The sequence below is a fragment of the Methylobacterium sp. BTF04 genome (assembly GCF_010692745.1).
Classification (GTDB): Bacteria; Pseudomonadota; Alphaproteobacteria; order Rhizobiales; family Beijerinckiaceae; genus Methylobacterium.
This window is the reverse complement of the sequence record NZ_JAAHTB010000010.1, coordinates 14,045-30,983: the sequence shown is the minus strand read 5'-3', so window position 1 is coordinate 30,983 and position 16,939 is coordinate 14,045. Positions and strand designations below refer to the sequence as shown.

General features: G+C 67.3%; 16 protein-coding genes. 4 read left to right on the top strand and 12 right to left on the bottom strand.

Annotated elements, in window-relative coordinates; translation table 11 throughout:
* Positions 1 to 32 precede the first annotated feature (32 nt).
* On the top strand, positions 33 to 821 hold the full coding sequence (gene xth, locus G3T14_RS08280; protein ID WP_163641811.1) for an exodeoxyribonuclease III: 789 nt from the start codon (positions 33 to 35) through the stop codon (positions 819 to 821).
* 84 nt (positions 822 to 905) lie between these two features.
* The gene (locus tag G3T14_RS08275; RefSeq protein ID WP_163641810.1) at positions 906 to 1,532 is read left to right on the top strand and encodes a glutathione S-transferase family protein; all 627 of its coding nucleotides are present in this window, start codon (positions 906 to 908) and stop codon (positions 1,530 to 1,532) included.
* A 40-nt stretch (positions 1,533 to 1,572) separates the two neighbouring features.
* Here the strand turns inward: G3T14_RS08275 and G3T14_RS08270 are convergent, their stop codons facing one another.
* The 12 genes from G3T14_RS08270 to G3T14_RS08215 form a co-directional block, all read right to left on the bottom strand.
* Positions 1,573 to 2,469, bottom strand: coding sequence for a tetratricopeptide repeat protein (locus tag G3T14_RS08270; protein ID WP_163641809.1), 897 nt, complete (start codon positions 2,467 to 2,469; stop codon positions 1,573 to 1,575).
* Positions 2,456 to 4,186, bottom strand: coding sequence for a dihydroxy-acid dehydratase (gene ilvD, locus G3T14_RS08265; RefSeq protein ID WP_163641808.1), 1,731 nt, complete (start codon positions 4,184 to 4,186; stop codon positions 2,456 to 2,458). The genes G3T14_RS08270 and ilvD overlap by 14 nt, the downstream gene beginning before the upstream one ends.
* Positions 4,187 to 4,585: 399 nt before the next feature.
* Positions 4,586 to 5,392, bottom strand: coding sequence for an ethanolamine ammonia-lyase subunit EutC (gene eutC / locus G3T14_RS08260; protein ID WP_163641807.1), 807 nt, complete (start codon positions 5,390 to 5,392; stop codon positions 4,586 to 4,588).
* Complete coding sequence (locus G3T14_RS08255) at positions 5,389 to 6,771, bottom strand: ethanolamine ammonia-lyase subunit EutB (protein ID WP_163641806.1); 1,383 nt, start codon at positions 6,769 to 6,771, stop codon at positions 5,389 to 5,391. The genes eutC and G3T14_RS08255 overlap by 4 nt, the downstream gene beginning before the upstream one ends.
* Positions 6,772 to 6,927: 156 nt before the next feature.
* Complete coding sequence (locus G3T14_RS08250; protein ID WP_163641805.1) at positions 6,928 to 7,788, bottom strand: transglutaminase family protein; 861 nt, start codon at positions 7,786 to 7,788, stop codon at positions 6,928 to 6,930.
* A 70-nt stretch (positions 7,789 to 7,858) separates the two neighbouring features.
* Entirely contained in the window at positions 7,859 to 8,473 is a 615-nt protein-coding gene (locus G3T14_RS08245) for an LUD domain-containing protein (protein ID WP_163641804.1), read from the bottom strand.
* On the bottom strand, positions 8,470 to 10,014 hold the full coding sequence (locus tag G3T14_RS08240; RefSeq protein WP_163641803.1) for a lactate utilization protein B: 1,545 nt from the start codon (positions 10,012 to 10,014) through the stop codon (positions 8,470 to 8,472). Before G3T14_RS08240 ends, G3T14_RS08245 begins: the two co-directional genes overlap by 4 nt.
* Positions 10,011 to 10,754, bottom strand: a complete 744-nt coding sequence (locus tag G3T14_RS08235) for a (Fe-S)-binding protein (protein WP_163641802.1) — start codon at positions 10,752 to 10,754, stop codon at positions 10,011 to 10,013. Before G3T14_RS08235 ends, G3T14_RS08240 begins: the two co-directional genes overlap by 4 nt.
* 76 nt (positions 10,755 to 10,830) lie before the next feature.
* Positions 10,831 to 12,591, bottom strand: a complete 1,761-nt coding sequence (poxB, locus tag G3T14_RS08230; protein WP_163641801.1) for a ubiquinone-dependent pyruvate dehydrogenase — start codon at positions 12,589 to 12,591, stop codon at positions 10,831 to 10,833.
* Between the two features lie 337 nt (positions 12,592 to 12,928).
* Complete coding sequence (locus G3T14_RS08225; RefSeq protein ID WP_163641800.1) at positions 12,929 to 13,384, bottom strand: carboxymuconolactone decarboxylase family protein; 456 nt, start codon at positions 13,382 to 13,384, stop codon at positions 12,929 to 12,931.
* Positions 13,385 to 13,401: 17 nt separating this feature from the next.
* A complete protein-coding gene (locus G3T14_RS08220) occupies positions 13,402 to 13,830 on the bottom strand; it encodes a cupin domain-containing protein (RefSeq protein ID WP_163641799.1) in 429 nt (142 codons plus the stop codon).
* On the bottom strand, positions 13,817 to 14,815 hold the full coding sequence (locus G3T14_RS08215) for a catalase family peroxidase (protein WP_246733073.1): 999 nt from the start codon (positions 14,813 to 14,815) through the stop codon (positions 13,817 to 13,819). Before G3T14_RS08215 ends, G3T14_RS08220 begins: the two co-directional genes overlap by 14 nt.
* Before the next feature lie 143 nt (positions 14,816 to 14,958).
* On the opposite strand from G3T14_RS08215, the gene G3T14_RS08210 reads away from it, so the two are divergent.
* Positions 14,959 to 15,849: an AraC family transcriptional regulator gene (locus tag G3T14_RS08210; protein ID WP_163641798.1), complete on the top strand. Its 891-nt coding sequence runs from the start codon at positions 14,959 to 14,961 to the stop codon at positions 15,847 to 15,849.
* 18 nt (positions 15,850 to 15,867) lie between these two features.
* Complete coding sequence (locus G3T14_RS08205; RefSeq protein ID WP_163641797.1) at positions 15,868 to 16,860, top strand: mechanosensitive ion channel domain-containing protein; 993 nt, start codon at positions 15,868 to 15,870, stop codon at positions 16,858 to 16,860.
* The last annotated feature ends 79 nt before the right edge of the window (positions 16,861 to 16,939 follow it).

The window sequence follows — 16,939 nt, the reverse complement described above, 5'->3', positions numbered from 1 at the left end:
CGGGGCCGCAGAAGCGTCAGGACCCAAGCCCCATGCGGATCGCCACCTGGAACGTCAATTCGATCAAGCAGCGCGTCGGCCACCTCGTGGCGTTTCTCGACGAAGCCAAGCCCGACGTGGTCTGCCTGCAGGAGCTGAAGTGCCAGGACGAGGGCTTTCCGCGTGCCGAGATCGAGGCGGCGGGCTACGCGGTCGAGACCCTCGGCCAGAAGGCCTATAACGGCGTCGCCTTGCTGGTGCGGGCGCCCCTGACCCTGAGCGAGGTCCGCCGCGGATTGCCGGGGGACGAGACCGACGAGCAGGCGCGCTACATCGAGGCCCTGGTCTCGGGCGACGACGTCAAACCGGTGCGGGTGGCCTCGATCTACCTGCCCAACGGCAATCCGGTGGACAGCCCGAAATATCCCTACAAACTCGGCTTCCTGGAGCGGCTGAGGCGCCATGCCCGCACCCTGCTGGAGCGCGAGGAGGCCGTGGTGCTCGCCGGCGACTACAACGTGATTCCCGAGCCCGAGGATGCCGCCGACCCGGCCGCCTGGGTGAGCGACGCGCTGTTCCTGCCGCAGACCCGCGCGGCGTTCCGCGCCCTGCTGGCCGAGGGGTTCACCGAGGCCCTGCGCACCTGCGACCCGAAGCCCGGCCTCTACACGTTCTGGGATTATCAGGCGGGATGCTGGCCGCGGAACCAGGGAATCCGCATCGACCATGTCCTGCTGTCGCCGCAAGCCGCCGACTGGCTGGTCTCGGCGTCGGTGCAGAAACACCTCCGTGGCCTGGAAAAACCCTCCGACCACGTGCCGGTGACGGTGGAGCTCATCTGACCGTCGGATATGCCCATCGGCGAACTAAGCGCGCGCGAATGGGTTGGCCATGGACGACCCACGCCAAAAAGGAGCTTACCCTTCGTGAAACTCTACGGTACCGGCTACTCGCCCTACGTCCGCAAGGTTCTCGTCGCCCTCGCCGAGAAGGGCCAGAGCGCCGAGCACATCCCGCTGTTCTTCCACGATCCCGATGCGGCCTTCCAGGCCGCGAGCCCGCTCGGCAAGATCCCGGCGATGGACGACGACGGCTTCCTGCTCGCCGATTCCACCGCGATCCTGTTCTACATCGAGGCGAAGTTTCCGAATCCGGCCCTGATCCCGGCCGAGCCGAAGGCCCGCGCCCGCGCGATCTGGTTCGACAAGTACGGCGACACGGAGATGTTTCCGGTCATCATCGCGCCGTTCGCCAACCGGGTGGTGAAGCCCAAGCTGCTCGGCCAGCCCGGCGACGATGCGGCGATCGCCAAGGCGCTCAACGAGGGCCTGCCCAAGATCTACGATTACCTGGAGAGCCAGATCGACGGCCCCTACCTCGTCGGCGACAGCTTCAGCATCGCCGACATCTCGGTCGCCACCGGCTTCCACAACCTGCATCTCGCGGATGAGGCGGTGGATGCCGCCCGCTGGCCGAAGCTGGCGAAATACGTGGCCGCGATCCTCGCGCGCCCGTCCTTCGCCACCGCCATCGCGGCGCGCACCAGCCCGTAAACTGCGGGAGCGGGCGTTGAAGAGCGATCTATGCCGTTCTTCAACGCCGGCGTCGCGCGGAGCCCGTCACCTGGGCCTGGGTCTGGGCGACCTGCGCTTGTGCGTCGGTGCGGTCGTTCTCGTTGGCCGCACTCCACGCCTTGTCGTAGAGGGCCACGATCCAATCGTCCTTGCGGCCTTGCGCGGCGTCGCGGGCGAGGGAGAGCCACATCAGGCCGCGTGACCTCTGGACCGGGATGCCCTGGCCGTTGATCAGCAACTCGCCGAGCAGGGCCTGGGCCGGCGCATGCCCCTTCTCGGCGGCGAGGTTGAACCAGCGCGCGGCCTGGCGCGGGTCGGCATCGACGCCGGTGCCGTCGAGGTAGAGCCGGGCGAGGTTGTACTGCGCGTTCGGATCGCCGAAATACGACGCCGCGTAGTTGAACATGTCGTAGGCCCGCTCCGGGTTCGGGCGCACGTAGGTGCCCTTGATCCCGTCGAGGAAGTAGGTGCCGAGCGCCGTGAAGGCGCTGGCCAGCACGCTCGAATTCTGGGCGTCCGGCCCGTCATCGGTGGTGTCGTCGGCGATGCGCGAGAAGAACTCGAACGCCTTGAGGTCGTCGTGGGGCACGCCGTCGCCCTCGGCATACATGCGGCCGAGCTTCCACAGGGCCAGCGCATGGCCCTGTCCGGCCGCGTATTCGAGGGCGCGGGCGGCCCCTTCCTTGTCACCGGCATTGTAGTCGCGCACGCCGGTGCGCAGGGCCTCGCGGGCCGAGCGGTAGCCGGCGGCAGGCACCGGCGTCCGAGCGGTGGCGTCCAGCGCCTCCACGGGGATGCCGCAGAGGAGCAGGAGCCCGGCCGCCATGGCGAGCCGCAACCGTCCGCGCGCGGGCCGATCCGGATCGGCCCGGACCGGCCGCACGAAGCGGCCGAGGGCTGTCCTAGATGTCCGCATAGATGTGCGTCTCCTCGGCACCGCCCGGATGGGTCACGGCACCGTTCACCGCCGGACCGACGGTCTGCATGTACTTCCACAGGTAGCCGGAGGTGGCGGAATTGGTCCGCGGCGCCCAGGCGGCCCGGCGCTTGGCGAATTCCGCGTCCGTCACCGCCACGTCGAGGGTGCCGTTGATCGCATCGAGGGTGATGACGTCGCCGTCCTGGACCAAGCCGATCGGTCCGCCGATGGCTGCCTCGGGACCGACATGGCCGACGCAGAAGCCGCGGGTGGCGCCGGAGAAGCGCCCGTCGGTGATCAGCGCGACCTTGTCGCCCATGCCCTGACCGTAGAGCGCGGCGGTGGTCGAGAGCATCTCGCGCATGCCGGGGCCGCCCTTCGGGCCCTCGTAGCGGATGACGAGAACCTCGCCCTCCTTGTAGGTGCGCTTCTGGACGGCCTCGAAGCAGGCCTCCTCGCCGTCGAACACCCGGGCCGGGCCGGTGAAGACCTGCTTGTCCAGGGACATGCCGGCCACCTTCACGATGGCGCCCTCGGGGGCGAGGTTTCCGCGCAGGCCGACGACGCCTCCGGTGGGCGTGAGCGGCGTGTTGGCGGCCCGCACCACATCCTGATCGGGGTTCCAGTGCACCCGCTCCATGTTCTCGGCCATGGTGCGGCCGGTGACCGTCATGCAGTCGCCGTGCATGAAGCCGTGATCGAGCAGGGTCTTCATCAGGAGCGGGATGCCGCCGACCTCGAACATGTCCTTGGCGACATAGCGCCCACCCGGCTTCAGGTCGGCGATGTAGGGGGTGCGCTTGAAGATCTCGGCGACGTCGAACAGGTCGAACTTGATGCCGCATTCATGGGCGATCGCCGGCAGATGCAGGGCCGCATTGGTGGAGCCGCCCGACGCCGCGACGGCGGCCGCCGCGTTCTCCAGGCTCTTGCGGGTGACGATGTCGCGCGGGCGGATGTTCTTGGCGATGAGCTCCATCACCTTCTCGCCTGCCGTCATGCAGAATCTATCGCGGATCTCGTAGGGGGCCGGGGCGCCGGCCGAATACGGCAGCGCCAGGCCCATGGCCTCCGAGACGGTGGCCATGGTGTTGGCGGTGAACTGCGCGCCGCAGGCACCGGCCGAGGGGCAGGCGACCTGCTCCAGCTCGTCGAGGTCGTCAAGGCTCATGTCGCCGACTGCGACCTTGCCCACGGCCTCGAACAGGTCCTGCACGGTGACCGGCCGGCCGCGGAACGAGCCCGGCAGGATCGAGCCGCCATAGATGAAGATCGACGGCACGTTGAGGCGCACCATCGCCATCATCATGCCGGGCAGGGACTTGTCGCAGCCGGCGAGGCCCACGAGGGCGTCGTAGCCATGGCCGCGCATGGTCAGCTCGACGGAATCGGCGATGACCTCGCGCGACGGCAGCGAGGCGCGCATGCCGGCATGGCCCATGGCGATGCCGTCGGTGACCGTGATGGTGCAGAACTCGCGCGGCGTGCCGTGGGCGGCCGAGACGCCCTTCTTCACCGCCTGCGCCTGGCGCATTAGCGAGATGTTGCACGGCGCCGCCTCGTTCCAGCACGAGGCCACGCCGACGAGCGGCTGGTGAATCTGTTCCTTGGTGAGGCCCATGGCATAGAGGTACGAGCGGTGCGGTGCGCGCTCCGGTCCCTCCGTCACGTGACGGCTCGGGAGCTTCGACTTGTCGATGATGCGCGCGTCCATGCGTGTCTCTCGCCCCCCTGGGTCTGCTACGCCATTGCGGGCCTCTGCGGTCCTCGGGAAAAGCGCGTCGGCGGCCCTGTGCGGAGCCATCGAACCCGTTCCCGGAACTGCTCGAAACCAGGCGGTAAATCGTTGGGGGGACTATCGTTTACCGCGGTTGCTGAGGTGGCCCCGGTTTATGGCGGGATCGCGGCGGATGAAGGCGCCTCCCAAGGCAAAGTCTGGATGGTTTCGCGGTGTTGCGACACCGCCACAGCCACGCTTCTGCCCGGCCTCGCCGAGTCTTCAGGCGCGACCGAATCTCTGTTCGCCGCGAGATCGTCCCCCCATCGGATGCCCTTTTCGCGCACGGACCTCGTGGTCCGGAGAGACGATAGGGCGGCGATTTCGATTTGAGTATCAGGGTTTTTGGGAAGGGGTTTCGGCGAGCGCGGCCGAGGCCGGGGCGGTGGCGAGCGCGGGGCCACTGCCGTCCTTGAGGTTCACCCCGGTGATACCGCGGGCGAAGGCCTGGTGCAGCAGCCAGTCGAGCTTGTAGGCGGCGAGATCGTGCGAGAGCCCGGCGGGCCGGACGTTCGAGATGCAGTTGCGCTCGGCATCCGAGCGGCCGACCCGCGGGTTCAGGGTGAGGTAGAGGCCGAGGCTGTCCGGGGAGGACAGGCCCGGCCGCTCGCCGATGACCATCAGCACCGCCCGGGCCTTCAAGGCGGCACCGATCCCGTCGCCGAGGGCCACGCGGGCCTGGGTCGCCACCACCACCGGGGCGAGACGCCACGATGCGTGGGCGATATGCGGTTGGAACGCCGCGAGTAAGCCCGCCGCGCCCTCATGGACCGCCCGGGCCGAGAGGCCGTCGGCGACGACGATGGCGAGGTCCACCGGCTCCCCTGAAGCGGCCGCGAGGCGTGCGCGATCGTCCTCGCTCAAGGCGCGGCCGAGATCGGGCCGGCGCAGATAGGTGGCCCGGTCCGGCGCCGCCGAAGCGACCGCCAGGGTCGCGAATCCGAGTTCGGCGATGCCGGCGGCGACGGCCTCGGCATCCAGCGGCGTATGGACCGCATCCCGGGCCTGGGCATGGGCGAGGCCGAAGCGCAGAACCTCCCGTGTGGGCAGCCCGGACCCGACCCGGCCGAGGCCGATCCGGGCGGGGGTGAGGCGGGCGAGGCTGGCCCAGGGGTCTTCACCGGAGCCATCCCGGCCGCTCATGCGGCGAGCCCCGGCGCGGCGGCGATGAGGCGGGCGCTCGGCCCCTGCGGCAGCAGCGTGCCGTCCGCATCGGTGAGGCCGATCGTCTCCAGCCACGCCTCGAATTCCGGGGCGCGCTTCAGGCCGAGTACCTCGCGCAGGTAGAGCGAGTCGTGGAACGAGGTGGATTGGTAGTTCAGCATCACGTCGTCGGCGCCGGGAACGCCCATGATGAAGTTGCAGCCGGCCGCGCCCAGCAGGGTCAGCAGGGTATCCATGTCGTTCTGATCGGCCTCGGCATGGTTGGTGTAGCAGACGTCGCAGCCGAGGGGCACGCCCATCAGCTTGCCGCAGAAATGGTCCTCCAGGCCGGCGCGGATGATCTCCTTGCCGTCGTAGAGGTATTCCGGGCCGATGAAGCCCACCACCGTGTTGACGAGGAGCGGACGGAACGGCCGCGCCACCGCATAGGCCCGCGCTTCCAGGGTCTGCTGGTCGATGCCGTGATGCTGGCCGGCCGAGAGCGCCGAGCCCTGCCCGGTCTCGAAATACATCACGTTGTCGCCCAACGTCCCGCGCTTGAGCGCGAGGGCGGCTTCGTGCGCCTCCTTCAGGATCGGCAGGGTGACGCCGAAGCTCGCATTGGCGCCCTGCGTCCCGGCGATCGACTGGAACACGAGGTCCACCGGCAGGCCCCGGTTCATCGCCTCGATCGTGGTGGTGACGTGGGTGAGGATGCACCCTTGCGTCGGGATGGCGAGACGCTGGATCAGGTCGTCGAAGAGGTGGAGCAGGCCGCTCAGCGTCGAGACCGAGTCCGAGGCGGGGTTGAGCCCGATCACCGCATCGCCGCAGCCATAGGACAGGCCGTCGATGATCGAGGCGGTGATACCGGCGGCGTCGTCCGTCGGGTGGTTCGGCTGCAGCCGCACGGCGAGGCGCCCCGGCAGGCCGATGGTGTTGCGGAACCGGGTCACCACCCGGCACTTGCGGGCGACCAGGATCAGGTCCTGGTTGCGCATGATCTTGGAGACGGCGGCTGCGATCTCCGGCGTGATGCCGGGCGCCAGCCGCGTCAGCGTCTCGGGCGACGCCATGAGCAGGAACTCGCGAAAATCCCCCACCGTGAGGTGCGCGACTGCGGCGAAGGCCGCCGCATCGTGCGTGTCGAGGATGAGCCGCGTGACGTCGTCGTCCTCGTACGGGATCAGGGGTCTCGCCAGGATGTCGCGCAGCGGCACGTCGGCGAGGCACCAGCGCGCCGCCATCCCCTCCTCCGCCGAGTCCGCCGCGATGCCGGCGAGCCGGTCGCCGGAGCGGACCGGCGTCGCCTTGGCCATCAGGGTCGGCAGGTCGGCGAAGACGTGGGTTCTGGGGCCGACCACGTGGCGATAGGCCATGGCGCGTTCGCCTTCCTCACGATCGAGCGCGTTGTGCGAAACTCCCCTCCCCCGACAGAAGAGAAACCCCGCATCGGGCCTGCAGCTTGCCGCGGAAACGGCGGTTCAGGCAACCGGCCGAGACCAGTCACCCGATCCTGTGATCGCAGGCTCCCGTCACGCGGCGCCCGCATGCGGCGCCGGCAATTCCGTCGAGATCGCGTCGATGGTGCGCTGGGGCGGGCTGCCGAGCCCGTCCGAGCGGACGATGCGGATCTGCTGGTTGATCGGCTGCATGTTGCCGTAGGGCGTCGAGAACGCGATCTCGGCGGCATCCCGGCCGACGCCGATGCGCACCAGGCCGTCGAGATCGGCCTGCCGCGTGGCGTCGAACAGCCACCAGCGCCCATCGAGATAGGCCTCGAACACCGCGTGGAAGTCGCTCGGCACCAGGCCGTGGGCGTAGCAGGAGACGAAGCGGGCGGGGATGCCGAGGGCGCGGCAGAAGGCGGTGCCGATATGCGCGAAGTCGCGGCAGACGCCGGCGCGCTTCAGCAGGCTCTCGTCCGCCGTCGTCTCGCCGTCGCTGGTGCCGGGCTGGTAGGTGAGATGGGCGTGAATCCAGTTGCAGATCGCGTTGACGCGCTGGTGCCCCTTGGGCATCGCCCCGAACTCGGCCTGGGCGAAGGGCGTCAGCCGGTCGGACGAGACGAAGCGGCTCGGCAGCAGGAACGGCAGGATGTCGAGGGGCAACCGCGAGATCGGGGTCTCGTTGATGGTCGCCGGATCGGCCCGGTGGACGGTGAGTTCGACCTCGGCGTTGTACTCCAGCGAGAACTGCCCCATCGGCACGTTGACGCCGAGATAACGGTTTTGGAGATCGGGCGTGACGTAGACGTCGCGGTTGAGGTTGGGATTGAGCGTCAAGGTCTCGCTGAGAATCTCGACGCTCTTCAGCCGCGCCACTTCGAGGTTGAAGATGAAGGTCGTGTCCGAAAGGATGTTGTAGGACAGGCTGCAGCCGAGGGTGTAGCGCATCGGATCTCCTGAGCGTCGGGTCGCGGTTTGCCTAGCAAAGAGCGCGCCCGATCCCGGGTTCCCGCGGAATTCACGCCGTCGCGTTTTCGGTCGTTCCGCGCGGGCAGAGGATCACCGTCAGCGAGCGCACGCCTTGCGCGCCATGGATCAGCACGCCCTCGATATCGGCGGTGGCCGACGGGCCGGTATGCAGCACCGCATAGGCGGCCTGGGCGAAATCCGCCCGGCGATAGGCCGCCTGGATGTTCACCAGGATGTCGGCGGGGTCGAGCAGCACCACCAAGTGCTGCGCGAGATACGCCACCGCATTCACCTGCAACTCCCGTTGAGTGAACAGCACGGAGCCGGTCTCGGCGACACCGAACACCGCCCGGACGATGGCGACGTCGACATCGGCGAGGTCCTGCGGCCGCGCGACCTGGGCGAGATCGCGGTTGCCGGAAATCTCGGGCACCGCCGAGGCGATCACGGCGGCGCCGTCGAGGCGCTCGCGCACGGCGGCGAAGGGGTCCTCGCCCGGCACCGGGACCGCGATCCGCCCGCCCATGCGCTTCAGGCGCTCGCCGAATTCGGCCTCCAGATCGTCGCCGACCAGTGGCGCGAAATTCGGCACGACGGGCAGGGCGTGGTCCCCCTTCGGACGGTTCTGGGCGATGCGGGCGAGGGTGTCCTCGCGGGCGCTCATCGGGCGCCGTCCTTCTTCATGCGGTTTTGTTTGTACCAGCTGTGGAAGGTCTGGCGCGGGCTGTCGGGCATCTCGCGGCCTTTGCCCCAGGTGTTGAGCGGATTGTAGACGGCAAAGCGCGGCAGCACCTTCAGGGCGGAATCGGCGGCCCCGATGGCGGCGCGATAGGTCGCCGGCCGGCTCAGCACCTGCCCGGCCGCCTTCATCATGCCCTGCTTGAGCAAGGGGATCTGGTGTTCCTCGGCCAGGACCTTGCGCCACGCGAAGATCTGCTCGTGGATGTTGATCTTCACCGGGCAGACGTTGGTGCAGGAGCCGTTCATGGTCGAGGAGAACGGCAGGGTGGAATACTTCCGCTTGTTGAAGGTCGGATCGATGATCAGCCCGATCGGGCCCGAATAGGTCGCCCCGTAGGAAAGCCCGCCCGAGCGCCGGTAGACCGGGCAGGTATTCATGCAGGCGCCGCAGCGGATGCATTTGAGCGAGGTCCAGAACTCCTCCATCCCGAGGCGTTCGGAGCGGCCGTTATCCACCAGCACCATGTGCATTTCGGTGCCGTCGCGCGGGGCGCGGAAATGCGAGGTGTACTGGGTGATCGGCGAGCCCAGTGCCGAGCGCGACAGCAGGCGGATGAAGACGCCGAGATGCTCGATCTTCGGGATCAGTTTCTCGATGCCGATGGAGTGGATCTGGAGCTTGGGGACATTGCCCGACAGGTCGGCATTGCCCTCGTTGGTGCAGGTGACGACGGTGCCGGTCTCCGCGATGGCGAAGTTGCAGCCGGTCATCCCCGCATCCGCATTCAGGATCAGGGGCCGGGTGTGCATGCGCTGGCTCTCGGCCAGGTAATGCACGTCGTCGTTCTCGGGGTCGGTGCCCATGGTCTTGGCGAAGACTTCCGCCACGTCGAGGCGGGTCTTGTGCACCGCCGGCACCACCACGTGGCTCGGCTCCTCGTTGTCGAGCTGCTGGATTCGCTCGCCGAGATCGGTCTCGATCACCTCGATGCCGGTGCCGGCCATGTAATGCCGGAAGCCGCATTCCTCGGTGAGCATCGACTTCGACTTGATCAGCGTCTTGGCGCCGTGATCCTTGAGGATGCCGTGGACGATGCGGTTGTGGTCTGCCCCGTCCGCCGCCCAATGGACATGGACGCCGTTGGCCTTGGCGTTGGCCTCGAATTCCAAAAGGTAGCGATCGAGGTTCGCCAGCGTGTGCGTCTTGATCTGCGAGGCCAGCTCCCGCAGCTCCTCCCATTCGGGGATGCCGAAGGCGGCGGTGTCGCGTTTGCTCCGCAGATCCCACAGACGGGCGTCATGCGCCTTCTGGTGCAGGGGCGCCGCGAGGAAGCGCTCGGCGGCCTCGGCCTGATCGATGGGCCGGTCGCCGCGAATCTTGGCGCCGCGCGGCTGGGCCTCGCGGGGGGCCTTCACCGCCACCGGCTGGGTGGCGGCCTCGGCGTGCTGGAGGGGGCGGCCGTCCTGGCCGCGATCGCTCTCGGCGGCGGGCTCGCGCAGCCCCGACTGATCCGCGTTCGTCATGCGGTCGCTCCATTGAGGATGCGGGCGATGTGGATGAACTTGAGCGGCACGCCGATCCGCGCGGCGCAGCCCTTCTGGTGCATCATGCAGGAGGAATCGGCCGAGACCACGTATTCGGCGCCGGCCTGGCTGTGGTCGGCGACCTTGTCGTAGCCCATCTTGGCCGACACCGCCGGCTCGAACACCGAGAAGGTGCCGCCGAAGCCGCAGCACTCGTCGGGGCGGGACGCGGTCACGATCTCGATGCCCTTGACCTTGGCGAGGAGGTCGAGGGGCTTCGAATAATACGGCGCGTTCAGCTCGGACGGCCGGCCGTGATGGATGCCGCGCAGGGCGTTGCAATTGTTGTGATAGCCGACCTTGTGCGGGAACTCGGCCCAGGGAAACTCCGCGACCTGGAGCACGTCGTGCAGGAATTCCACGAGTTCGTAGGTCTTGGCGCGCACCGCCTTCACCTCGTCCGTCTGCGGGATCGCGGTGAGGTGTTCGCGCACCTGATGCACGCATGAGCCGGACGGGGCGACGATATAGTCGAACGGGGCGAAGTTCTTGACGAACAGGGCCTCTGTGGCCGCGGCCTCGGCATGGCAGCCGGTATTGGTCATCGGCTGGCCGCAGCAGGTCTGGTCGTACGGGTAGTGGACGTCGAGGCCGAAGCGCTCCAGCAATTCCAGCGTGGCGATCCCCACCTCCGGCTCGAAGGCGTCGACGTAGCACGGCACGAACAGCCCGATGCGCATGGCGTTTTTCTTTTGTCGTCGCAGCCGCCATCGGCAGAGGCCGGCTGCTTGGAAACGTTCGAAACTCGAGTCCGCTTTAGCGAAGCAGGTTCGTCTTGGCGAGATCGAGCACCGAATCTCCCCGCCCGCTCATGACGGCGCGCAGGACGTAAAGACTAAAACCCTTGACCTGCTGGCCGTCAATTTTGGGTGGCATCGACAATTCCTGGCGGGCCACCACCACGTCGAGGAGCGCCGGCCCGTCATGGGCCAGGACCTCTGCGACGGCCGCCTCCAGCTCGGCCGGGTCCTCGACGCGAATGGCGAAGAGGCCGGCCGCCCGCGCCATGGCGGCGAAGTCCGGGTTGTCGAGGGCGACCCCGGTCTCGAGGTAGCCGGCGGCCTTCATCTCCATCTCGACGAAGCCGAGTGTGCCGTTGTTGAAGACCACCACCTTCAGGGGCAGCTTCTCCTGGCGCAGGGTCAGCAGGTCGCCCATCAGCATGGTGAACCCGCCATCGCCCGACAGCGACACCACCTGCCGGTTCGGCTGTGACGCCTGTGCGCCGATGCCTTGCGCCATGGCATTGGCCATCGAGCCATGGACCCAGGAGCCGAGCAGGCGGCGCTTGCCGTTCATCTTGAGGTAGCGCGCCGCCCAGATCGTCGGGGTGCCGACATCGGCGGTGAAGATCGCATCCTCGGTGGCCGCCTCGCTCAGGATCCGGGTGAGGTATTGCGGGTGGATCGGGGGTTTTTCGGATTTCAAGCCGAACCAGCTCTTCTTCGGAGCGCCGGTGGCGAGGTCGTCCAGCTCCTCGCGCGCCTTGGCATAGTGCTTCAGCGCGGCGTCGAGATGCTTGCGGTCGTGCTTGACCGTGAGCTTCGGCATCAGCGCCGCGATGGTGTCCTTCACGTCGCCGACGAGGCCGAGGTCGAGCTTGCACCGCCGCCCGAGCTGTTCGGGGCGGATGTCGACCTGGGCGATCCTGGCATCGGTGGGGAAGAACTGGCGGTACGGAAAGTCGGTGCCGAGCATCAGCAGGGTGTCGCAGCCCATCATCGCGGCGTAGCCCGACGAGAAGCCGATCAACCCGGTCATGCCGACATCGTAGGGGTTGTCGTACTCGACGAATTCCTTGCCACCGAGGGCGTGGACGATGGGGCTCTTCAGGGCCTCGGCGAGCTGCAGAAGTTCGGTGTGGGCTCCGGCGCAGCCCCGGCCGCAGAACAGCGTCACCTTGCCCGATCCGTTGAGGAGGTCGGCCAATGCGTCGAGTTCGCGGGTGGCCGGCCGCACCATCGGCTTCTGCGGGATCAGGCCGGAATTGGGCGCGATGCCCCGGCTCGGCGCATCCATCAGGGCCACGTCGCCGGGGATCACCACCACGGCGACGCCGCGCAGGCCGATGGCCGCCCGCATGGCGCTCTCCAGCACCTGGGGAAGCTGCGCCGGATCGGAGACCATCTCGCAATAATGGCTGCATTCGCGAAACAGGTCCTGCGGATGCGTCTCCTGGAAATACCCCGAGCCGATCTCGGCGGACGGGATATGCGCGGCGATCGCCAGGACCGGGGTCCGCGAGCGATGGCAATCGAACAGGCCGTTGATGAGGTGGAGGTTGCCCGGGCCGCAGGAGCCGGCGCAGACGGCGAGTTCTCCGGTGATCTGGCTCTCGGCACCCGCGGCGAAGGCGGCGACCTCCTCGTGGCGGACATGCACCCAGTCGATGGTCTCGCGGACCCGCAGGGATTCGGTGAGCGCGTTGAGGCTGTCTCCCACGAGGCCGTAGATGCGCTGAACCCCCGCCTGGCTGAGGGTCTCGACGATGAGGTCGGCGACGTTGACGATTTTCATGGGGGTCGGCTCCACTCTCTCAGAAGCCGAACCGCCGGAGCGCCCACGCGTTCCCGCAGTGCAGCACCGCCGTCGCCGAGCAACGGGCCTGCAATCGCGCGACCGGCCTCACCGGCGCCGCCGCGATCGGATTTTCCCTCGCAAGATCCGATGAGCACTGGCGACCCTGGGATCAAACAAAGTGAGTCCCATTCAATCGTACGCGGCTGTGAGACAACTGACGCCCGTGAGGCGGCGAGCTGTTTTTTGTATCGCGTTGTGATGGAGAGCCACTTCTTGAGCCGAGACCATAAACGTTCGGCTTGGTGGCAGTTGCCGTAGATTTAGTCCGGGCAGTCTATGCTTTTAGAGGAGCGGTGGGGCTGCGCCGGAAGCTGATCGCGATACGGTTGTAAGTATTGATCAGACCAATGCCAATTGTTAGATCGGCCATTTCTTTTTCGTCGAACTGCGTCCTCGCGGCCTGGAACGCGGCGTCGGGGACATGGCTCGTCGCGACTTCGGTGACGGCCTCGGTCCAAGACAGAGCGGCCTGCTCCCGAGGCGTGAACCATGGGCTTGCTTCTCGCCAGGACGACAGCAGCAGCAGCTTCCGAGCGGGAGTGCCCGCCCCGAGCAGGTCTTTGGCATGCGTGTCGATGCAATAGGTGCAGCCGTTGATCTGCGACGCGCGCAGATAGACAAGGTCCATCAGAGGCTTCTCAAGCCCACACCCGGCAACATAGGCGTAGACCTCGCCAAGTGCCTTCATACCGGCCGGCGACCTGGACTGGTAATCAAGGCGCTGACTCATGGGAAGCTCCGATCCATTCAGGGCTCGTGGGGCCGGTCATCGGTCTTCAGGGCGTCTCCCTTGGGGGCAATGAAGACGACGAGCAGCCTTGCGGCCTCCGTGGCGCTGGCATTCTCGGTAATGACGTGATGATCGCCGGGCTTCTCGGTCCAGCTCTCGCCGGTCCTGAATGCGCGTACCGGTTCGCCTTCGATCTGGCTGCGCACGGAACCGGCCAATACGTGCACGTACAGGAAGGCCTTGCCATGGCGGTGCGGCACTGCCTTCGCGCCGGGTGGGAAGCTGACCTCAACCGCCGTGAGGCCGTAGCCCGGAACGTCTGGGAGTGCCTCCTGGACCAGGGGCCGTAGAGTTTCGGCCGGTGCGGGCGACGCGAGCCCGCCACGTGCTGCGATCCCGACCGCAACGATCGCTGCGGCCGTGATCGCCCACCTATTGCCGTTCACCGAAGGACACCGGATAGGCGGCGTTGCGGACCGCAAGCATCGGGTCGGCTATGCCGATCCCAGGCGGCACATTGCCCGGCATGAAGAGAAGCGCTCGGTCGCGCTCGGGCGTGTTTCCGACCGCCCTGTCGATGGTGATGACGCCCAGCGTGATGAGCCGCCGGGTCTCCGGCCACGCCGTCGAGGGATCGTCCGCCTTGTCTGCAGTCTCCGAGATCTGCGCTTGCCATGTGAAGGCGACGGGATGTGCCGCCACCCGCGGGCCGATCTCGTCGCCCAGGTAGCTGGCCGAACGGGTCTTGAGCGCATCCGGATCGAGGTAGCGCTCCCCGGCAGCCGGCACGAAGCGGTAGCGGACAGTCAGGGTCCGCCCGGCCGCGTCTGTGAAGGTAAAGGCATTCACGCCGAAATAGGCCGTGGTGGCGAAGCTCTCCGGCGGCGGCTTCTGGGTGGTGAAGAAGGCCTGCGCCCGCGGATGGTCGGCGAAGAACCTCTCCAGCGCTGTCGGCTTGGCGGCATCAGGGCCACTCAACGGAAGCGCCTGCAAGAGCGTGCTGAACTCGGCGGCCGTGGCCACCGGGAAGCCGTTGAAGCTGTGGGCAACAATATCGTAGGTCGCCTCGCCGGGCAGATCGAACTTGATGGCCAGACCGCGCGGATTGGCATCGCCGCTTGTGTCCGGAATATCGGGAAGTCCGGTGAAATCGGAAAAACGGACAGTGACGTGCCGTTTGCCGGTGAACACCTCGGCCTTCGACACGGTCTGGGCTTCGTGGCTGGGCTCGAACCAGCCTTCGAGAATAACACCTTTGGCGTGGACGGCGCGTGCGTGGTGATCTCCGAACGCACCGTGGAAATCCCGGACCAGTTGCGCTGGAAGATCCGGTCCGTCCGTCTCGGCCACGGCTGATCCTCCCAGGAGGGTGCCGGCGGCCTGCATGCTCGTCAGGATGGCCACGGCCATCCAACCCTGGGGTGCGGGCATTGCAGGCTCCTCGCCGGAAATGAAGACGAGCCTAGAATCTCACGCAAGCCATTGGCCGTCCGTTCCCGGATTGCTGTTTTCGCGGCGAAGCTATCCCGTTCCCGTGATAGGGTCGCCCTGCGCCGCTCCCGGGAGGCCGCCCCATGGATCTGGAAGCTGACGGTCCCCGCAAATACGGTGGGCTGAACGTCATCACCACGTCCCGGCGACTGGCCTGGACTGGTCTGGTGGCGGACCTGCGCCGGCACGAGGCGGCCGAGTTACCACCCTTTGAACCCAAAGCCCTTGAGATTTGCATCGCCGTGGCGTGCCACGCCGACTGCGTCGTGACACGGCGCGGCCACGGCGTCTGGCAGCGCACCCGGGTCGAGCCCGGGATCGCCTGGCTCTGCCCAAGCGGAGTGCAGGAGGAGGATATCCGGATCTCTCAGTGGCACGACATCCTCCACCTCTATCTGCCAGCGGACTGCTTCACGCGCCATGGGATCGAGAATGGCGGACCGCCGGTCGCACAGGGCTCCGTGCGCTATCTCGCTGGTCTCCGAGACGATCAAATCCGGCAGGTCGGCTGGGCACTTCTGGCAGAGATGCGGGAGCCGACCTCGACCGCGCAGGTTCTGGTCCAAAGCCTGGCCCTTCGGCTGACGGCACGGATCGCCGAGCGCTATGCTGCGGGATCCGGCTCTTCGGGCCAGGGGCGGCAGCACCAGCTCGACGAACGACGGTTGCGCCGCGTGCTGGAATACATGGCCCAGCATGTCGAGGACGACATCAGCTTAGATGACCTGGCCGCAGTGGCTTGCCTGAGTCCGTTCCATTTCGTCCGCATGTTCGCACGACGCATGGGGGCGCCGCCGCATCGGTACCTCGCAGGCATGAGACTTGAACGGGCGAAGACCCTCCTGGCACTTAGGCACCTCGGCGTTGCAGAAATCGCCCTTGCTTGTTGCTTTTCGTCCCAATCCAACTTTTCGCGGGCCTTCCGTCGGGCGACCGGGACGAGTCCGCTCGCGCATCGCCGACAATCCGCATGAGACACGGCCGGCGACACCGTGCAACTGGTTGGAATCGATTGGGTCGGCGTGAATGCCGAGAACGGGCAGAAGCTCCTGCTCTCCCTGGTGTTCATCGCCGTTGTCGTGGGCGGTGGGATCGGTCTGCGCGGGTTGGCTGGCGTGATCCTGAGCCGAACCGACCAATCCAGCGTCCAGACCAAGTTCTGGACGAGACAGGGCATCAGCTTGCTCACGGCAGTGTTGCTGGTCCTCGGCCTGCTCTCGATCTGGTTCAACGATCCGACCCGGCTCGCCACCGCCTTCGGCCTCGTCTCCGCCGGCCTCGCCTTCGCCCTGCAGCAGGTCGTCACCTCGCTGGCCGGCTATTTCGTCATCCTGAGGGGCGCGACCTTCACGGTCGGCGACCGTATCTCCATGGGCGGCGTACGCGGCGACGTGATGCGCCTCGGCTTCATCCAGACCACGATCATGGAGATGGGCCAGCCGCCGTCCGTCCAGGGCGCATCCCCCGCGATGTGGGTACAAAGCCGCCAGTTCACTGGTCGCATCGTGACAGTCAGCAATGCGAAGATCTTCTCGGACCCCGTCTACAATTACACCCGCGACTTCCCGTTCATCTGGGAGGAGATGGTCATCCCGATCACCTACACCGACGACCGGGTGCGGGCCGAGGCGATCCTGCTGCAAGCTGCCAAGGCACATGCCATCGACGCCGACGCCATTCCGGCGGTCGCCAAGACGAGCCTGCAGGAGCGCTTCGGGGTCGAGCCCATCGATCTCGTGCCTCGGGTGTACTACCGCATCACCGACAACTGGCTGGAGTTGAGCGTCCGCTTCATCCTCGGCACGCACCAAATCCGCGGTGCCAAGGACGCCATGAGTCGGGACATTCTCGCGGCGTTCGACGAGGCCGGCATTGGCATTGCCTCGGCGACCAACGACATCGTCGGCCTGCCTCGCATCCAACTTGCCGGCCGGCGCCGCGATGAGCGTCCCGACGCCGGTCCGGCGGCGAAGGCTACGGAGTGACTGCGGCAGTCCCGCTCGTTGGGCCTTCGGCTGCGCTCATGCTCGCCGTCGTCAACGTCGCCACCGACTCCCTCTGCAC